The organism is Paraburkholderia lacunae, from assembly GCF_003353175.1.
Taxonomy (GTDB): Bacteria; Pseudomonadota; Gammaproteobacteria; order Burkholderiales; family Burkholderiaceae; genus Paraburkholderia; species Paraburkholderia lacunae.
Genome location: NZ_QHKS01000002.1, coordinates 288,192 through 302,185 on the forward strand (window position 1 = coordinate 288,192; position 13,994 = coordinate 302,185).

The 13,994-nt window shown below is 63.5% G+C and carries 12 protein-coding genes; 10 read left to right on the forward strand and 2 right to left on the reverse strand.

Going from position 1 to position 13,994, the window contains the following annotated elements:
• Positions 1–81: 81 nt before the first annotated feature.
• The 9 genes from DLM46_RS04130 to DLM46_RS04170 all read left to right on the forward strand — a co-directional run bounded on the left by DLM46_RS04130 (position 82) and on the right by DLM46_RS04170 (position 10,486).
• A complete protein-coding gene (locus tag DLM46_RS04130; RefSeq protein WP_133300298.1) occupies positions 82–390 on the forward strand; it encodes a hypothetical protein in 309 nt (102 codons plus the stop codon).
• Between the two features lie 59 nt (positions 391–449).
• The gene (gene ugpQ, locus DLM46_RS04135; RefSeq protein WP_115099635.1) at positions 450–1,235 is read left to right on the forward strand and encodes a glycerophosphodiester phosphodiesterase; all 786 of its coding nucleotides are present in this window, start codon (positions 450–452) and stop codon (positions 1,233–1,235) included.
• A 113-nt stretch (positions 1,236–1,348) separates the two neighbouring features.
• Positions 1,349–2,473 (forward strand): ABC transporter substrate-binding protein, encoded by a 1,125-nt coding sequence (locus DLM46_RS04140; protein WP_115099504.1) that lies wholly within the window; start codon positions 1,349–1,351, stop codon positions 2,471–2,473.
• A gap of 105 nt (positions 2,474–2,578) precedes the next feature.
• Positions 2,579–3,517, forward strand: a complete 939-nt coding sequence (locus DLM46_RS04145; RefSeq protein ID WP_115099505.1) for an ABC transporter permease — start codon at positions 2,579–2,581, stop codon at positions 3,515–3,517.
• On the forward strand, positions 3,514–4,305 hold the full coding sequence (locus DLM46_RS04150; protein ID WP_115099506.1) for an ABC transporter permease: 792 nt from the start codon (positions 3,514–3,516) through the stop codon (positions 4,303–4,305). Before DLM46_RS04145 ends, DLM46_RS04150 begins: the two co-directional genes overlap by 4 nt.
• A gap of 19 nt (positions 4,306–4,324) precedes the next feature.
• A complete protein-coding gene (locus DLM46_RS04155) occupies positions 4,325–5,395 on the forward strand; it encodes an ABC transporter ATP-binding protein (RefSeq protein ID WP_115099507.1) in 1,071 nt (356 codons plus the stop codon).
• 411 nt (positions 5,396–5,806) lie between these two features.
• Positions 5,807–7,087 carry a dicarboxylate/amino acid:cation symporter gene (locus DLM46_RS04160; RefSeq protein ID WP_115099636.1) on the forward strand — a complete coding sequence of 427 codons (1,281 nt, stop codon included), beginning with the start codon at positions 5,807–5,809 and terminating at the stop codon, positions 7,085–7,087.
• Positions 7,088–7,116: 29 nt separating this feature from the next.
• Positions 7,117–9,117, forward strand: coding sequence for a sensor histidine kinase (locus DLM46_RS04165; RefSeq protein WP_115099508.1), 2,001 nt, complete (start codon positions 7,117–7,119; stop codon positions 9,115–9,117).
• A gap of 16 nt (positions 9,118–9,133) precedes the next feature.
• Entirely contained in the window at positions 9,134–10,486 is a 1,353-nt protein-coding gene (locus DLM46_RS04170) for a sigma-54-dependent transcriptional regulator (protein ID WP_115099509.1), read from the forward strand.
• Positions 10,487–10,561: 75 nt separating this feature from the next.
• Here DLM46_RS04170 and DLM46_RS04175 read toward each other — a convergent pair whose 3' ends face one another.
• Positions 10,562–11,092, reverse strand: a complete 531-nt coding sequence (locus DLM46_RS04175; RefSeq protein ID WP_115099510.1) for a TlpA disulfide reductase family protein — start codon at positions 11,090–11,092, stop codon at positions 10,562–10,564.
• Positions 11,093–11,266: 174 nt separating this feature from the next.
• Here DLM46_RS04175 and DLM46_RS04180 point away from each other — a divergent pair, with 174 nt between their 5' ends.
• Positions 11,267–11,938, forward strand: coding sequence for a hypothetical protein (locus tag DLM46_RS04180; RefSeq protein WP_425273961.1), 672 nt, complete (start codon positions 11,267–11,269; stop codon positions 11,936–11,938).
• A 332-nt stretch (positions 11,939–12,270) separates the two neighbouring features.
• On the opposite strand, the gene DLM46_RS04185 is transcribed toward DLM46_RS04180, so the two are convergent.
• Positions 12,271–13,905 (reverse strand): YifB family Mg chelatase-like AAA ATPase, encoded by a 1,635-nt coding sequence (locus DLM46_RS04185; RefSeq protein WP_115099512.1) that lies wholly within the window; start codon positions 13,903–13,905, stop codon positions 12,271–12,273.
• Between the last annotated feature and the right edge of the window lie 89 nt (positions 13,906–13,994).

The window sequence follows — 13,994 nt, forward strand, 5'->3', positions numbered from 1 at the left end:
TATTTTTTTGGTAGCTTGCAAGTTTGTGTATTTGACCTTAGCCTTCGCAGATCGGACGCCTGCGCCTATTTCGAACGGGAAATGTTCGCAAAGGAATTGGAATGTCCTGTTTCGAGCATTTTGCGGCATTTCTTGGCAATTTGTTTGATCTGTATCGTTGCCATAATGGATCGTGGGATCCATCGAATGAACGATTTGCAGATGCATGCGGCGCGGCCGGAACACTGCACGATTCGTCATTCTGACGATGAATTGGCAGATGCCGGCGCCGTCGAGGCAATGGACGTGTGGCCAGAATCGCAGTGTCATCCATTCGCGCGATACTACGCGTGGGGTTCGCGCACGAAGGCTGCAGGCAACAGCGTTCGTCATCGCGGCAGCGGCAGTTGAAAGCGTGTCGGGAGCCTGTTTCAACCGGTCTATCGGGAAGGTGGGGAGACGTGGAAAACGTGGGGAACGGGACTGATCGCGCCATATCCGCAGACTGGCCGTATCCGAGGCTGGTCGCGCATCGCTGCGGCGGCACGCTGGCGCCGGAGAACACGCTCGCCGGTTTCGACGCGTGCGTACGCTACGGCTACCGCATGGTCGAATTCGACGCCAAGCTTTCCGCCGATAACCAGCTCTTTCTGCTGCACGACGACACGCTCGAGCGCACCACCAATGGCCACGGCGCCGCCGCCGGCCACACTTGGCAGCAACTTGCCGGGCTCGACGCCGGCACCTGGTTCGGACCGCAATTCGCCGGCACGCGCCTGCCGACGCTCGCCGAAGCGGCCGAGCGCTGCGCGCGCGACGGCATCGCTGCCAACCTCGAAATCAAACCGTGTCCAGGCCGTGACGAGATCACCGGGCGTCTGGTGGCAAGCGGCGCGCTGACGCTTTGGCAAGCTCAGACGCCGCCACTGCTTTCGTCGTTTTCTTTCGACGCGCTCGCCGCAGCGCGCGACGCGGCGCCTTCGCTGCAGCGCGGCATGCTGTTCGAGGAAGTGCCGGCGGACTGGCTGCGCATCGTGCGCGAACTGGGCTGCGTGTCGTTGCACGCGAGTCACCGGCATCTGACTGAGCCGCTGGTCGCCGAGATCCACGCGGCCGGCTTGCGCGTGCTGGCCTATACCGTGAACGACCCGGCGCGCGCGCGGCTTCTCGCGCAGTGGGGCGTCGACATGATTTGCACGGATCGCATCGATAAACTGGACCACGACATGTTTTCCGCACCGGTGAATCAGGGCTGAGCATGGCGCGGGCGCGTGAATCCAGGTATACACAGGCAATCACAACTGCGCCCACAGAACTCGCATCAGAAATTTTCCAAACGTAGCAATTTCGGCAGAGGATGGGGAAGACCATGAACCGTACTGCGTTAGCTCGCGCGTTAACACGCTTACTCTCGATGTCCGCCGCTGCGGGTGTTGCCGCAGCCGGCGTGAGCAGCGCTTCGGCCGCGCCGCTCGACGCACTGATCGCCGCCGCCAAGCAGGAAGGTCAACTGACCGTGATCGCGTTGCCGCACGACTGGTGCAACTACGGTCAGCTGGTCGCCGGCTTTCAGAAGAAATACGGCATCAAGATCAACGAGCTGAATCCGGATGCGGGCTCGGGCGACGAAGTCGAAGCGATCAAGGCGAACAAGGGCAATAAAGGTCCGCAAGCGCCTGACGTGATCGACGTGGGCTTGTCTTTCGGTCCGAGCGCGAAGGCGGAAGGTCTGTTGCAGCCGTATAAGGTCGCATCGTGGAACTCGATTCCCAAAGAGTCGAAAGATGCCGACGGCTACTGGTACGGCGATTACTACGGCGTGCTGTCGTTCGAAGTGAATGCCGACATGATCGACAAGGCGCCGGCCGACTGGAGCGATCTGCTCAAGGCGGACTATAAGAATGCCGTCTCGCTGGCGGGCGACCCGCGCTCGGCCAACCAGGCGATCCAGGGCGTGTTCGCCTCGGGCTTGTCGCAGAGCAAGGGCGACGTGAGCAAGGCCGATAAAGCCGGCCTCAAATTCTTCGCCGACCTGAACAAGAGCGGCAACTTCGTGCCGGTGATCGGCAAGGCTGCGTCGCTCGCGCAGGGCACCACGCCGATCATCGTGCGCTGGGACTACAACGCGCTCGCCGACCGCGACACGCTGAAGGGCAATCCGAAGGTGCAGGTGGTGATTCCGAAAACAGGCGTGGTCGCCGGTGTCTATGTGCAGGCGATCAGCGCCTATGCACCGCATCCGAACGCGGCCAAGCTGTGGATGGAGTACCTGTATTCGGACGAAGGCCAGATCGGCTGGCTGACCGGCTATTGCCACCCGATGCGCTATAACGAAATGGTCGCGGCGAAGAAAGTCCCGCAAGCGCTGCTCGACAAACTGCCGCCGGCTTCGGCCTACAAGAACGCGGTGTTTCCGACGTTGTCCCAACAGGACGCCTATAAGGAAACCATCACGAAGCATTGGGACGAAGCGGTCGGCGCGAACGTGAAGTAAGCGATGCAACGGCGCTGCCAGGTGCAGCGCGCAGTGTTGCCGGCGGCGCGTCGCTCCAGTTGGGCGGCGCGCCCGGCGTTAGTCAGAAAGCCCCAAGGGTGAGCTATGAGCGCTTCAACGGATGCTGGATCGGTGCAGCCGGAATTGCTGGTTCCGACTGTGCCCACGCCGACACCTCGCGTCGACGGTCCGGGCCGCGCGTCGCAGGTCCTGAACTGGATCGGCGTGGTGCCGTTTTTCACCTTCGCGCTGTTGTTCCTGATTTTGCCGACCGGCTTTCTGATGGTCGGCGCGTTCCAGGATTCGCAAGGCCACTTCACGCTCGTCAATTTCCGCGACCTGTTTCAGCCGGGCGTCCTCGACGCTTACTGGATCAGCTTCAAGGTGAGCGCCGCGTCCGCACTCGGCGGCGCGGTGATCGGTTCGCTGCTCGCGTGGGCGGCGGTGCAAGGCAGACTGCCGGGCTGGATTCGTCCGACCTTGATGACGTTCTCCGGCGTCGCGTCGAATTTTGCCGGCGTGCCGCTCGCGTTCGCCTTCATCTGCACGTTGGGGCGCGTCGGTCTCGTTACCGTGCTGCTGAAGAAATACCTCGGCTTCAATCTGTACTCCACGGGCTTCAGCATCCTGAGCTTCTCCGGTTTGACACTGACTTACCTGTACTTCCAGATTCCATTGATGGTGCTGATCGTCACGCCCGCGCTCGACGGCCTGAAGCGGGAATGGCGCGAAGCCTGCGATTGTCTCGGCGGCACGTCATATCAATACTGGCGCTACGTTGCATTGCCGGTGCTGTGGCCGAGCGTGCTCGGCGCCGCCTTGCTGCTGTTCGCCAATTCGTTCGGCGCGGTCGCCACCGCTTATGCGCTGACTGGCAGTTCGCTGAACATCGTCACGATCCTGTTGTACGCACAGATTCGCGGCGACGTGATGCATAACCAGAACCTCGGCTACGCGCTCGCGCTCGGCATGGTGCTCGTGACGGGGCTCTCGAACGGTGGCTACATCTGGCTGCGTTCGCGCGCGGAAAGGGGGCGTCGATGAAAAGCCAGTCTCGTGTGGGCGCGTGGACCGCGATGATCGTCGGTTCGCTGTATTTCCTGATTCCGTTGATCGCGACCTTCGAATTCAGCCTGCGGATGAAGCGCGGCACATACAGCTTCGAGGCGTACAGCGTCGTGCTCGCCGATCCGCGTTTTCAGGCCTCGTTCGGTTATTCGATTCTGATGGCGGTGCTGACGATCATCATCGGCGTGCTGCTGGTGGTGCCGACTGCGTACTGGGTGCAATTGCGGCTGCCTAAACTGCGGCCGGTCGTCGAGTTCATCACGCTGTTGCCGCTGGTGGTGCCGGCGATCGTGATCGTGTTCGGCTATCTGCGCATCTACAACAGCAGTTCGATTCTGCCGCTCACCAGCAACGAACGCGCGACCGACTTACTGCTGGTGCTCGGCTATGTGACGCTGTCGCTGCCGTACATGTACCGTGCGGTGGATGCCGGTCTGCGCGCCGTCGACGTGCGCTCGCTGACCGAAGCGGCCGAGTGTCTCGGCGCGAACTGGCCGACGATTCTCTTCAAGGTGATCTTTCCGAATATCCGTTCGGGCATTCTGTCCGGCGCGTTTCTCACCTTTGCCGTGGTGATCGGCGAATTCACGCTGGCGAGCCTGCTCGACCGGCCGGCGTTCGGACCGTATCTGCAATTGATCGGCGCGAACCGCGCGTATGAGCCTTCGGCGCTTGCGATCATCGCGTTCGTGATCACGTGGGCGTCGATGGGTTTGATTCAGGTATTCGGCTCGGCCCGCGCAATGAGCGGCCAGAAAATTTGACGGACTGAGGCAGCGAATCATGGCATTCCTTGAGATCGAAAATCTGCACAAGGCGTTCGGGGCGAACACGGCGCTGCACCACTTCGACATGCAGATCGAACGCGGCGAGTTCATCACCTTCCTCGGGCCGTCCGGCTGCGGCAAGACCACGGTGCTGCGGATGATCGCCGGCTTCGAAACGCCGACGCGCGGCGTCATCCGGCTGGACAGCAAGGACGTTACGCATTTGCGCACGCGTCAACGCAACGTCGGCATGGTGTTTCAGTCGTATGCGCTGTTTCCGAACATGACGGTGGCCGAGAACATCGGCTTCGGGCTGAAAGTCACGCACCGCCCGCAGGCGGAGATCAACCAGCGCGTCGAAGAAATGCTGCAGTTGATCAAGCTGCCGCATCTCGGCGGGCGCTATCCGTGGCAGATGTCGGGCGGGCAGCAGCAGCGCGTGGCGCTCGCGCGCGCGCTGGCCGGCAAGCCGCAGGTATTGCTGCTCGACGAGCCGCTCTCCGCGCTCGACGCGAAAATCCGCATTTCGCTGCGGCAGGACATTCGCGCGTTGCAGCGCGAGCTCGGCATTACGTCGATTTTCGTCACGCACGACCAGGAAGAGGCGCTGTCGATTTCCGACCGCATCGTCGTGATGAACGAGGGCCGTGTCGAGCAGATCGGCTCGCCTTCGGAAATCTATAACTATCCGCGCACGCGCTTTGTCGCGTCGTTCGTCGGCACGCTGAACATTCTGTCGGGGCATGTGGTCGATCCGGCGGCTGGCAAGATGGCCGTCGACGGCCAGGAGCTGACCACCACGCAGGAATTGCCGTCCGACGACGCCGGCAAGAAGCGTTTGCTCGCGTTGCGGCCTGAGGCCATCGTGCTGGAGCCGGCCGCGCCTGGCCGCAACACGCTGAATGCGACGGTGGAAGAGGTGAACTTCCTCGGCGCGGTGGTGCGCATCAGAGCGCGTGTGAAGGACGCGGTCATTTCGCTCGACGTATTCAACGACCCGAATCGCGGTTTACCCGAACGAGGGCAGCCGGTGTCGCTGGGTTTCTCGCATGAGAACCTGCTGGTGCTCGAAGAAGGCGGCGCGTAAAAGCCGGCGCATAAAAGCCGGCAAAGGGTGCTCTTCATGAGCGAAGGGCGCTGTCGAAAAGTTCTCGGGGTTTTCCCGAGGTCGCCGCCTCGATGCATTCCGGATTCCCCGACAGCCCTCGTCTGGATTTCCGGAATCTCGGACGGCGCGCGCGCCAACGCACAAAAAAAACTATATAAATCAAAGGGCGAGGGCGCGCTTCAAGCTGGCATCGACCTTGCGAAATAGATCACGCGGCCGCAACGGTCCGACAACTAAAGCAAGGAGACAACGATGTCTGATTTCCCTTCCCGGTATCTCTGAATTCGTCGTCTTGTCGCGGCCTAATGCCGTGCACAGGCGTGACGATCATTCGTTCGCATGATGCGCAGCGTGGCAGGCCATGGGCTCATCCACATCGCAGGAAACATCGTGAAGAAACCAATCTACAAAGTGCTATACGTCCAGGTGATCGTGGCGATCATCATCGGTATCGCGCTCGGCCACTACTATCCGAACCTCGCCGTCGACATGAAGCCGCTCGGCGACGGCTTCATCAAGCTGATCAAGATGGTGATCGGGCCGATCATCTTCTGTACGGTGGTGACGGGCATCGCAGGCATGGAAGACATGAAGAAGGTCGGTCGCGTCGGCGGCAAGGCGCTGCTTTACTTCGAAATCGTCTCGACCTTCGCGCTGGTGCTCGGCCTGCTCGCCACGCACGTGCTGAAGCCGGGTGTCGGCTTCAACATCGATCCGGCCACGCTCGACGGCAAGGCGGTCGCTTCGTACGCCGCCAAGGCGCACGGCCAGAACACGGTCGACTTCCTGATGCACATCATTCCGGACACGATCTCGTCGGCTTTCGCGCAAGGCGAAATCCTGCAGATCCTGCTGGTCGCGCTGCTGTTCGGCGCGGTACTGGCAACGGCGGGTGAGAAGGGCAAGGCCGTGACGAACTTCATCGACGGCATCTCGCACGTGCTGTTCGGCATCGTGCGCATCATCACGAAGCTGGCGCCGATCGGCGCATTCGGCGCGATGGCCTTCACGATCGGCAAGTACGGCATCGGCTCGCTGCTGCCGATGCTCAAGCTGATCGGCACGTTCTATCTGACCTCGATCGTGTTCGTGGTGGTCGTGCTCGGCATCATCGCGCGGGCGGTGGGCTTCAACATCCTGCGCTTCGTCGGGTACATCAAGGAAGAAATGCTGATCGTGCTCGGCACGAGCTCGTCGGAAGCAGCGCTGCCGCAATTGATGCTGAAGCTCGAAAAGCTCGGCTGCTCGCGCTCGGTGGTGGGCCTCGTGGTGCCGACCGGTTACTCGTTCAACCTCGACGGCACCAACATCTACATGACGATGGCCGTGCTGTTCATCGCCCAGGCCACCAACACCGACCTCACGTGGACGCAGCAACTCACGCTGCTGGCTGTGACGATGCTGACCTCGAAGGGTGCGAGCGGCGTGACCGGTGCCGGCTTCATCACGCTGGCCGCGACGCTCGCTGTGGTGCCCACCATCCCGCTGTCGGGCATGGTGCTGATTCTCGGCATCGACCGCTTCATGAGCGAATGCCGCGCGCTGACCAATATCGTCGGCAACGGCGTGGCGACGGTGGTGGTATCGGCATGGGAGAAGGAACTGGACCGCTCGAAGCTGAACGCCGCGCTGCGTGGCGACGTGCCGGTCAACGAGCCGGCCGGCGTCTAAGCCAGGACGACGGCCGCGGACGCCAACGTATGAAACTGGCGGCTGCGCGCCGGCGGAGTTTGCCGTCGGCTGAACCTTGCGCCGACGGCGCGTCACCTTATGCCACAATAACCGATCACCACCGATCGGGAATTGCCAACGTGACGCGCCGCCTGCTGATCCTCTTCGCGCTCGTCGCCGGGCTCGTGGCGGCGTGCGGGCTCACCTACAGCATCGCGTGGCAGCGCGGGATCGACAGTTTGCGCCACAACGCCGCGGTGCGTGTCGACCGCACTGCCAGCGCGCTGAAAAGCACACTCGAGCGTTACGAGTCGCTGCCTTATCTGCTGGCCGAACATCCGCTCGTGCAGGACGTGCTGGTCAACCCCAGTCCGGCCAACGTCGAGCGCGCCAATCTCTATCTCGAAGACCTCAACCGCCACGCGCGGGCGACAGTCACGTACATCATTCCTCTCGACGGCTATTGCGTCGCCGCGAGCAACTGGCAAGGGCCGGGCAGCTTTATCGGCGCGGGCTATCAGTTCCGGCCGTATTTTCTCGATGCGGTCAAGGGCGGCGTGGGCCGCTTCTTCGGCATCGGCACGATTTCGCAGGCGCCGGGCTACTACATTTCGCAGCCGGTGCGGCGTGACGGCAAGATTGTCGGGGCGGCGGTGGTCAAGCTAGATCTCGAGTGGTTCCAGGGCGCGGATGCAGCCGAGCCGCTCGTCGTCACCGATGACCACGGCGTGATCTTTCTGTCGTCGGTGCCGGCGTGGAAATATCACACGATACGGCCGCTGTCGGGCCAGGTCGCCGATTCGATTTACCAGGCGCGTCAATACGCGCAGCAGCCGATTGCGCCGCTGCCGGTCACGATCGAGCGCATGCTCGCCGGCAATGCGCAAATTGTGCGCATCGGCGGCGGCCGCTATGCGCCGCGCTATCTCGCGTCGCGACGCGGCATGGGCGAGCCGGATTGGCATCTGATCACGATGTCGCCGCTCGATCCGGTCGACGCCCAGGCGCGCAATGCGACTATCGCGACCGGATTCGGTTATGTCTCGCTGGTGTTGCTGGCGTTCTACTGGAGAATGCGCCGCGCCCGCGTGCGCGAGGTGATGCGCAGCCGCGCGCTGCTGCAAAAGGCCTATGCGGAACTGAACCGGCGGGTTGCGGAGCGCACCGCGGACCTGTCGCAGGCGAACGAACAATTGCACAAGGAAGTGGCCGAACGCACCCGCGCCGAACAGGAGCTACGCGCCGCGCACGACGAACTGATACAGGCGAGCAAGCTCGCCGCGCTCGGTCAGATGGCGGCCGGCATTACGCACGAATTGAATCAGCCGCTCGCGGCGTTGCGCGGTTTCTCCGACAATACGCGTGTGCTGCTCGAACGCGGCGATCAGGCGTCGGCGCGCGAAAACCTCGAAGCGATCGCGGCGCTCACCGAGCGCATGGGCAAGATCACCAATCAGTTGAAGCTGTTCGTGGGCCGGGCGCGGCCCCGCAACGCACGCGCGCCGATCGTGCGGGCGTTGCGCAACGTCATCGCGCTGCTGCAAAAGCGTTTGCAGGGTGTCGAAGTCGAGTTCGCTTTGCTCGATACCGGCAGCGGCGCGCGCACGCTCCTGAATCTCGCCGACGATCATCCGCAGCTGATCGCGAATTGCGACGATCTGCGGCTCGAACAGGTGCTGATCAATCTGCTTGGCAACGCGCTCGACGCGACGGCGGGCATGACGCCGCCGCGTATCTCCATCGAGATCGAAGTCGCCGATGCGACCGTGTCGTTCGCCGTGGGCGACAACGGCCACGGCATTCCCGACGACGTCCTGCCGCGTCTCTTCGAGCCGTTCTTCACCACGAAGGAAATGGGCCAGGGGCTGGGGCTGGGCCTTGCGATTTCGTCGTCGATTGCGCGCGATTGCGGCGGTACGCTGGTCGCACGCAATGCGCCGGACGGCGGGGGGGCACTATTCGTGTTGACGCTGCGCCGCGTGCGCGTGCAGACGAGCCAAACATCGGACCCGCTTACGACGGGTTCCTGAATCAAACGAGAACGACATGTCGAATCACGGCTTGCAAGTGCTGTATATCGAGGACGACGAACTGGTGCGCCGCGCCAGCGTGCAGAGCCTGCAACTGGCGGGCTTCGACGTGATCGGTCATGCGTCGGCGGAATCGGCGGCCAGAGTGATTAGTGCGGATTTTTGCGGCGTGATCGTCAGCGATATCCGCTTGCCGGGCGCGAGCGGCCTCGATCTGCTGGCGCAGTGCCACGAGCGCGCGCCCGACGTGCCGGTGATTCTGGTCACGGGCCACGGCGACATTTCGATGGCCGTGCAGGCCATGCGCGACGGCGCATATGACTTCATCGAGAAACCGTTCGCCTCCGAGCGTTTGATCGAGACCGTACGGCGCGCGTTGGAGCGCCGCACGCTGGTGCTGGAGAACCTCGCGCTGCGCCGCGAACTGGCCGAACAGAACACGGTGGCGCCGCGCATCATCGGCCGCAGTCCGGCGATCGAGCAGGTGCGGCGGCTGATTGCGAATGTCGCGCCCACCGATGCGTCGGTGCTGATCAATGGCGACACCGGCGCGGGCAAGGAACTGATCGCACGCAGCTTGCACGAACTGTCGCCGCGGCGTGACAAGCCGTTTATCGCGGTCAATTGCGGTGCGCTGCCGGAACCGATGTTCGAATCGGAGATGTTCGGCTATGAACCGGGCGCATTCACGGGCGCGGCAAAACGGCGGATCGGTAAGCTCGAACACGCGTCGGGCGGCACCTTGTTCCTCGACGAAATCGAGAGCATGCCGCTCGCGTTGCAGGTCAAACTGCTGCGTGTCTTGCAGGACGGTGTGCTGGAGCGGCTCGGCTCGAATCAGCCGATTCGCGTGGATTGCCGCGTGGTCGCCGCCGCGAAGGGCGATATGGCCGAGCATGTCGCGGACGGCTCGTTCCGGCGCGACCTGCTGTATCGGCTGAACGTGGTGACGATCGCGCTGCCGCCGTTAGGCGAGCGGCGCGAGGACATAGTGCCGTTGTTCGAGCACTTCCTGCTGGACGCGGCGGTGCGTTACCAACGACCCGCGCCGATTCTCACCGACCGGCAGCGCGCGAGTCTGATGCAGCGCGACTGGCCGGGCAACGTCCGCGAGTTGCGCAATGCCGCCGACCGTTTCGTGCTCGGCGTCGCCGACGATCCCGTCATGTCGTTCGCCGACGACGATGCGGCGACCCAGCCGCTCAAAGAGCGGGTCGAGCAGTTCGAACGGGCGGTGATTGCGGAAGCGCTGGAGCAGACCGGCGGCGTCGTCGCGGTCGCTGCAGACAAGTTGCAGCTTGGGAAGGCGACGCTTTACGAGAAGATCAAGCGATATGGCCTGGCGGCCAAAGGGGAAGGGGAGCGGTGAGCATCTGAAGCGCCGGCGGCGAGGCAATGCGCGCCGGCGCGTCGGGATCGATATGGATCAGGAAACGCTACGCGCTCAGGCTGCGTTCAGCGCTTGTTGCAGCAATTGGTCGAGTTCCGCGAATTGCGGTTCGCCCACGTAACGCTTGAGAATCTTGCCGTTCCTGTCGACCACGAAGGTGGTCGGCGTAAGTTGGACGTTGCCGAACTGCTTGGCGGCCGAACCATCGTCCATGGCAACCTTGAACGGCAACTGGCGCGTTTGCGTGTAATTCGTCACGTACATCGGCGCGTCGTAGTTCATCGCGACCGCAACGAATTCGAGCCCTTGGCCCTTGAAGCGGTTATAGGTCTGGATCATCTGCGGCATTTCCTTCATACAGGTGTCGCAGCTGGTCGCCCAGAAGTTGACGAGATAGACCTTGCCCTTCAGATCGGCGGTCGAGACTTTCTGGCCGGACAACAGGGTGAAGGTGGCATCGGGCACGCGCTGCTGGCCGGCAAAGGCGAAATAGCCGGCAATGGCGATCGCTGCAGCGACGACGGCCATGATGATGTAACGAAGCGGACTCGCGCGCCGGGCGGCGGTGGACGGGGTGGAGCTCATGAACGGAACCTCGAGAGTCGCGCGGAACGCGCGGGACAGTGCATCGGCTTGGGTTGGGGGCCCGAAATGCTTACCGTCGTTATTGTAGCGCCAATGGCCTCAACCCGGCTGTGCGGCAGGCCGCGGATCGGGAGCGGATAATGGCGTTTCTCGTACGTCCTATCTTCCGTTCCCATGTTCCGAACTGCTTTTCGTTTTCTCTCCCGCTTGCCACTTTGCAGCCCGCCTCGCCCTTCCGATAGCCGTTCCTCTCGCCAGTCTCTGGTGGGTCGTCGTGCAGTCGCTCCGGTTTCGCGCTTGCGGCGCGCGCGCGCCGCTCTCGGCACGGCGGTCTGCGCGCTGGCGCTGGGCGGCGCGCTGACAGCGTGCTCACCGACCTTCGACTGGCGCACCGTCATGAACAACGACAACGGCTACACCGTCGACTTGCCGGCCAAGCCTGGCAACGATCAGCGCCCGGTGCAGATCGCCGGCCAGCCGATGCAGATGGCGATGCAGACGGCCGAGGCCGGCGATGCCGTGTTCGCGGTCGGCACGGTGATGCTGCCGAACGACGATCCGCAGATCCAGCGGGCCGCGCTCGAGTTCCTGCGCACCGGCCTCGCCCGCAACGTGGGCGCCGCACCCGATGCGCACGCCGTGCAGATCCCGCTCGCCGCAGGCGGTCAGGTGCCGGGTCTGGAAATGAAGCTAAGCGGCGAGGCTGGTTCGCAACACGAAGCGCGCACCGTCTACGCGCGTCTGGTGGCGCGCGGCCGGCACGTCTATCAGGCCGCGATCATCGCTGCGAAGCCGCTGCCGCAGGAACAGATCGACCAGTTTTTTTCGTCGTTCCAGCTTTATTGACAGCGGTAGTTCTGGCCCATCCGGCGCGGGATGACCGGCTGGGTACAGTGAAAGTTCCTTCGCAGCTTCGCGCGCTAATTGCTGGTTTACATGGAGGTTTTCCGGTTACCCACAGGTGCTGTGGATAACTTTGTTGAAAACTCTCCGCCGTTTGCCGCAGATGCCCGTCCGGTGGGCGTTCTGTTAGTTTGCGCGTGCGTGGGTCAGCCAAAAAAGATCAATAAAATCAAAGCCTTTTATGCTCTGACTTAGGCGCACCTTTCAGATGTATCAAAATCTATGCGGAACGTGCGTGTGTGAATAAGTCAAGTCTTGACAGCGGATTTTTCGCCTCATACGGAACCAAAAGCGCGTCGATATTGGATCGCTTCGCCGATTTGCGCGGCACTTGGCGCAGCTGCCCCGGCGAGGTCGGCGATGGTCCGGGCCACTTTCAGGACCCTGTAGTAGGCACGCGCTGACCAGCCGAAGCGCTCGCCTGCTTCGCGCAGCAATGCTTCGCCGGCCGAGTCGGGCCGGCACACGTCATCGACTTCGCGGCCGCCCAGTTCTCGATTGGTTTTGCCCTGGCGTGCCAGTTGCCGCGCTCGCGCCGCGCTCACCCTTTCCGCTATGGCCGCGCTCGCCTCCGCGGTCACGGCCTTGCGCGCGGACAGTTCAGCGGGTGCCAGCGCGGGAATCTCGATCTGAATATCGATCCGGTCGAGCAGCGGGCCCGACAGCTTGCGCAGATAGCGTGCCGCAATCTCCGGCGTGCAGCGACAACGGCCATTGGGGTCGCCGCGCCATCCACATGGACAGGGATTCATTGCGGCAATCAACTGGCAGGCCGCCGGGAAATCCGCCTGCAACGCCGCGCGCGAAATAGTGATACGGCCCTCTTCGAGCGGTTCACGCAGCGTTTCCAGCACGTGCCGGTCGAATTCGGGCAGTTCGTCGAGAAACAGCACGCCCAGATGCGCCAACGTGATTTCGCCGGGCTGCGGCGGATTGTGCCCGCCGACCAGCGCCGCCGCGCTCGACGAGTGATGCGGCGCGCGAAACGGCCGTTGCCGCCACTGCGAGGGCGTGAAGCCTGCCCGGCTGGCAGACAGCAAGGCGGCGGAGCTGAGCGCTTCATCGTCGGTCATCGGCGGGAGCAGGCTTGGCAGGCGCGCGGCGAGCATTGACTTGCCCGCGCCGGGCGGTCCCACCATCAGCACGTGATGGCCGCCCGCGGCAGCGACCTCGAGCGCACGGCGCGCGCCGCGCTGGCCGATCACGTCGGCCATGTCCGGGACCACGGCGGGCGCGGTCCCGGCAAGGCTGGGCGCGGCGACAGGATCGAGCCTGGCGTCGGGCGCTCCGGCCAGATGGGCGCACAACGACGGCAAATCGGCGGCGCCGTAGACATCGACGCCGGGCACGAGCGCGGCTTCCGCGGCGCTGGCGGCCGGAAGATAAAGCTGCGCGGTCGGCTGAGCCGGCGTCCCGGCCGCGGACTCCTCGCTCGCGGTCATGGAGGCAGCACTTGAGGCCCCGTTGGACGCACTGCGAGGAGCGCTGTGAGACGCGCTGCTGTGAGCGGCTGCGCTGCGCGCCGTCCCGCAGGCCATCGCAAAAGCGCCGCGCATAGGCCGCAGCGCGCCGGTCAGGGACAGCTCGCCGGCAAATTCACGGTGCAGCAACGATTCCGCCGGAATCTGCCCGCTTGCCGCGAGAATGCCCAGAGCGATCGGCAGATCGAAGCGGCCAGACTCCTTCGGCAAATCAGCCGGAGCGAGGTTGACTGTGATCCGCCGGACAGGGAAGTCGAAGCTGCAATTCTGCAGCGCCGCGCGGACGCGCTCGCGGCTTTCGCGCACTTCCAGATCAGGAAGGCCGACGATGGAAAAAGAGGGTAATCCGTTCGCGAGGTGAACTTCGACGGTTACTTCAGGCGCGCGGCCAGAGGCCGGCGCGCGACTGCGCACCACGGCAAGCGACATGTTTTCTCCCGTCGGACGGCGCCAATGGCGCGCACGTCCCCTAAGACGCTGATGACGTCACGGCTCGCTTGCCAGTGATGTGCAGCACG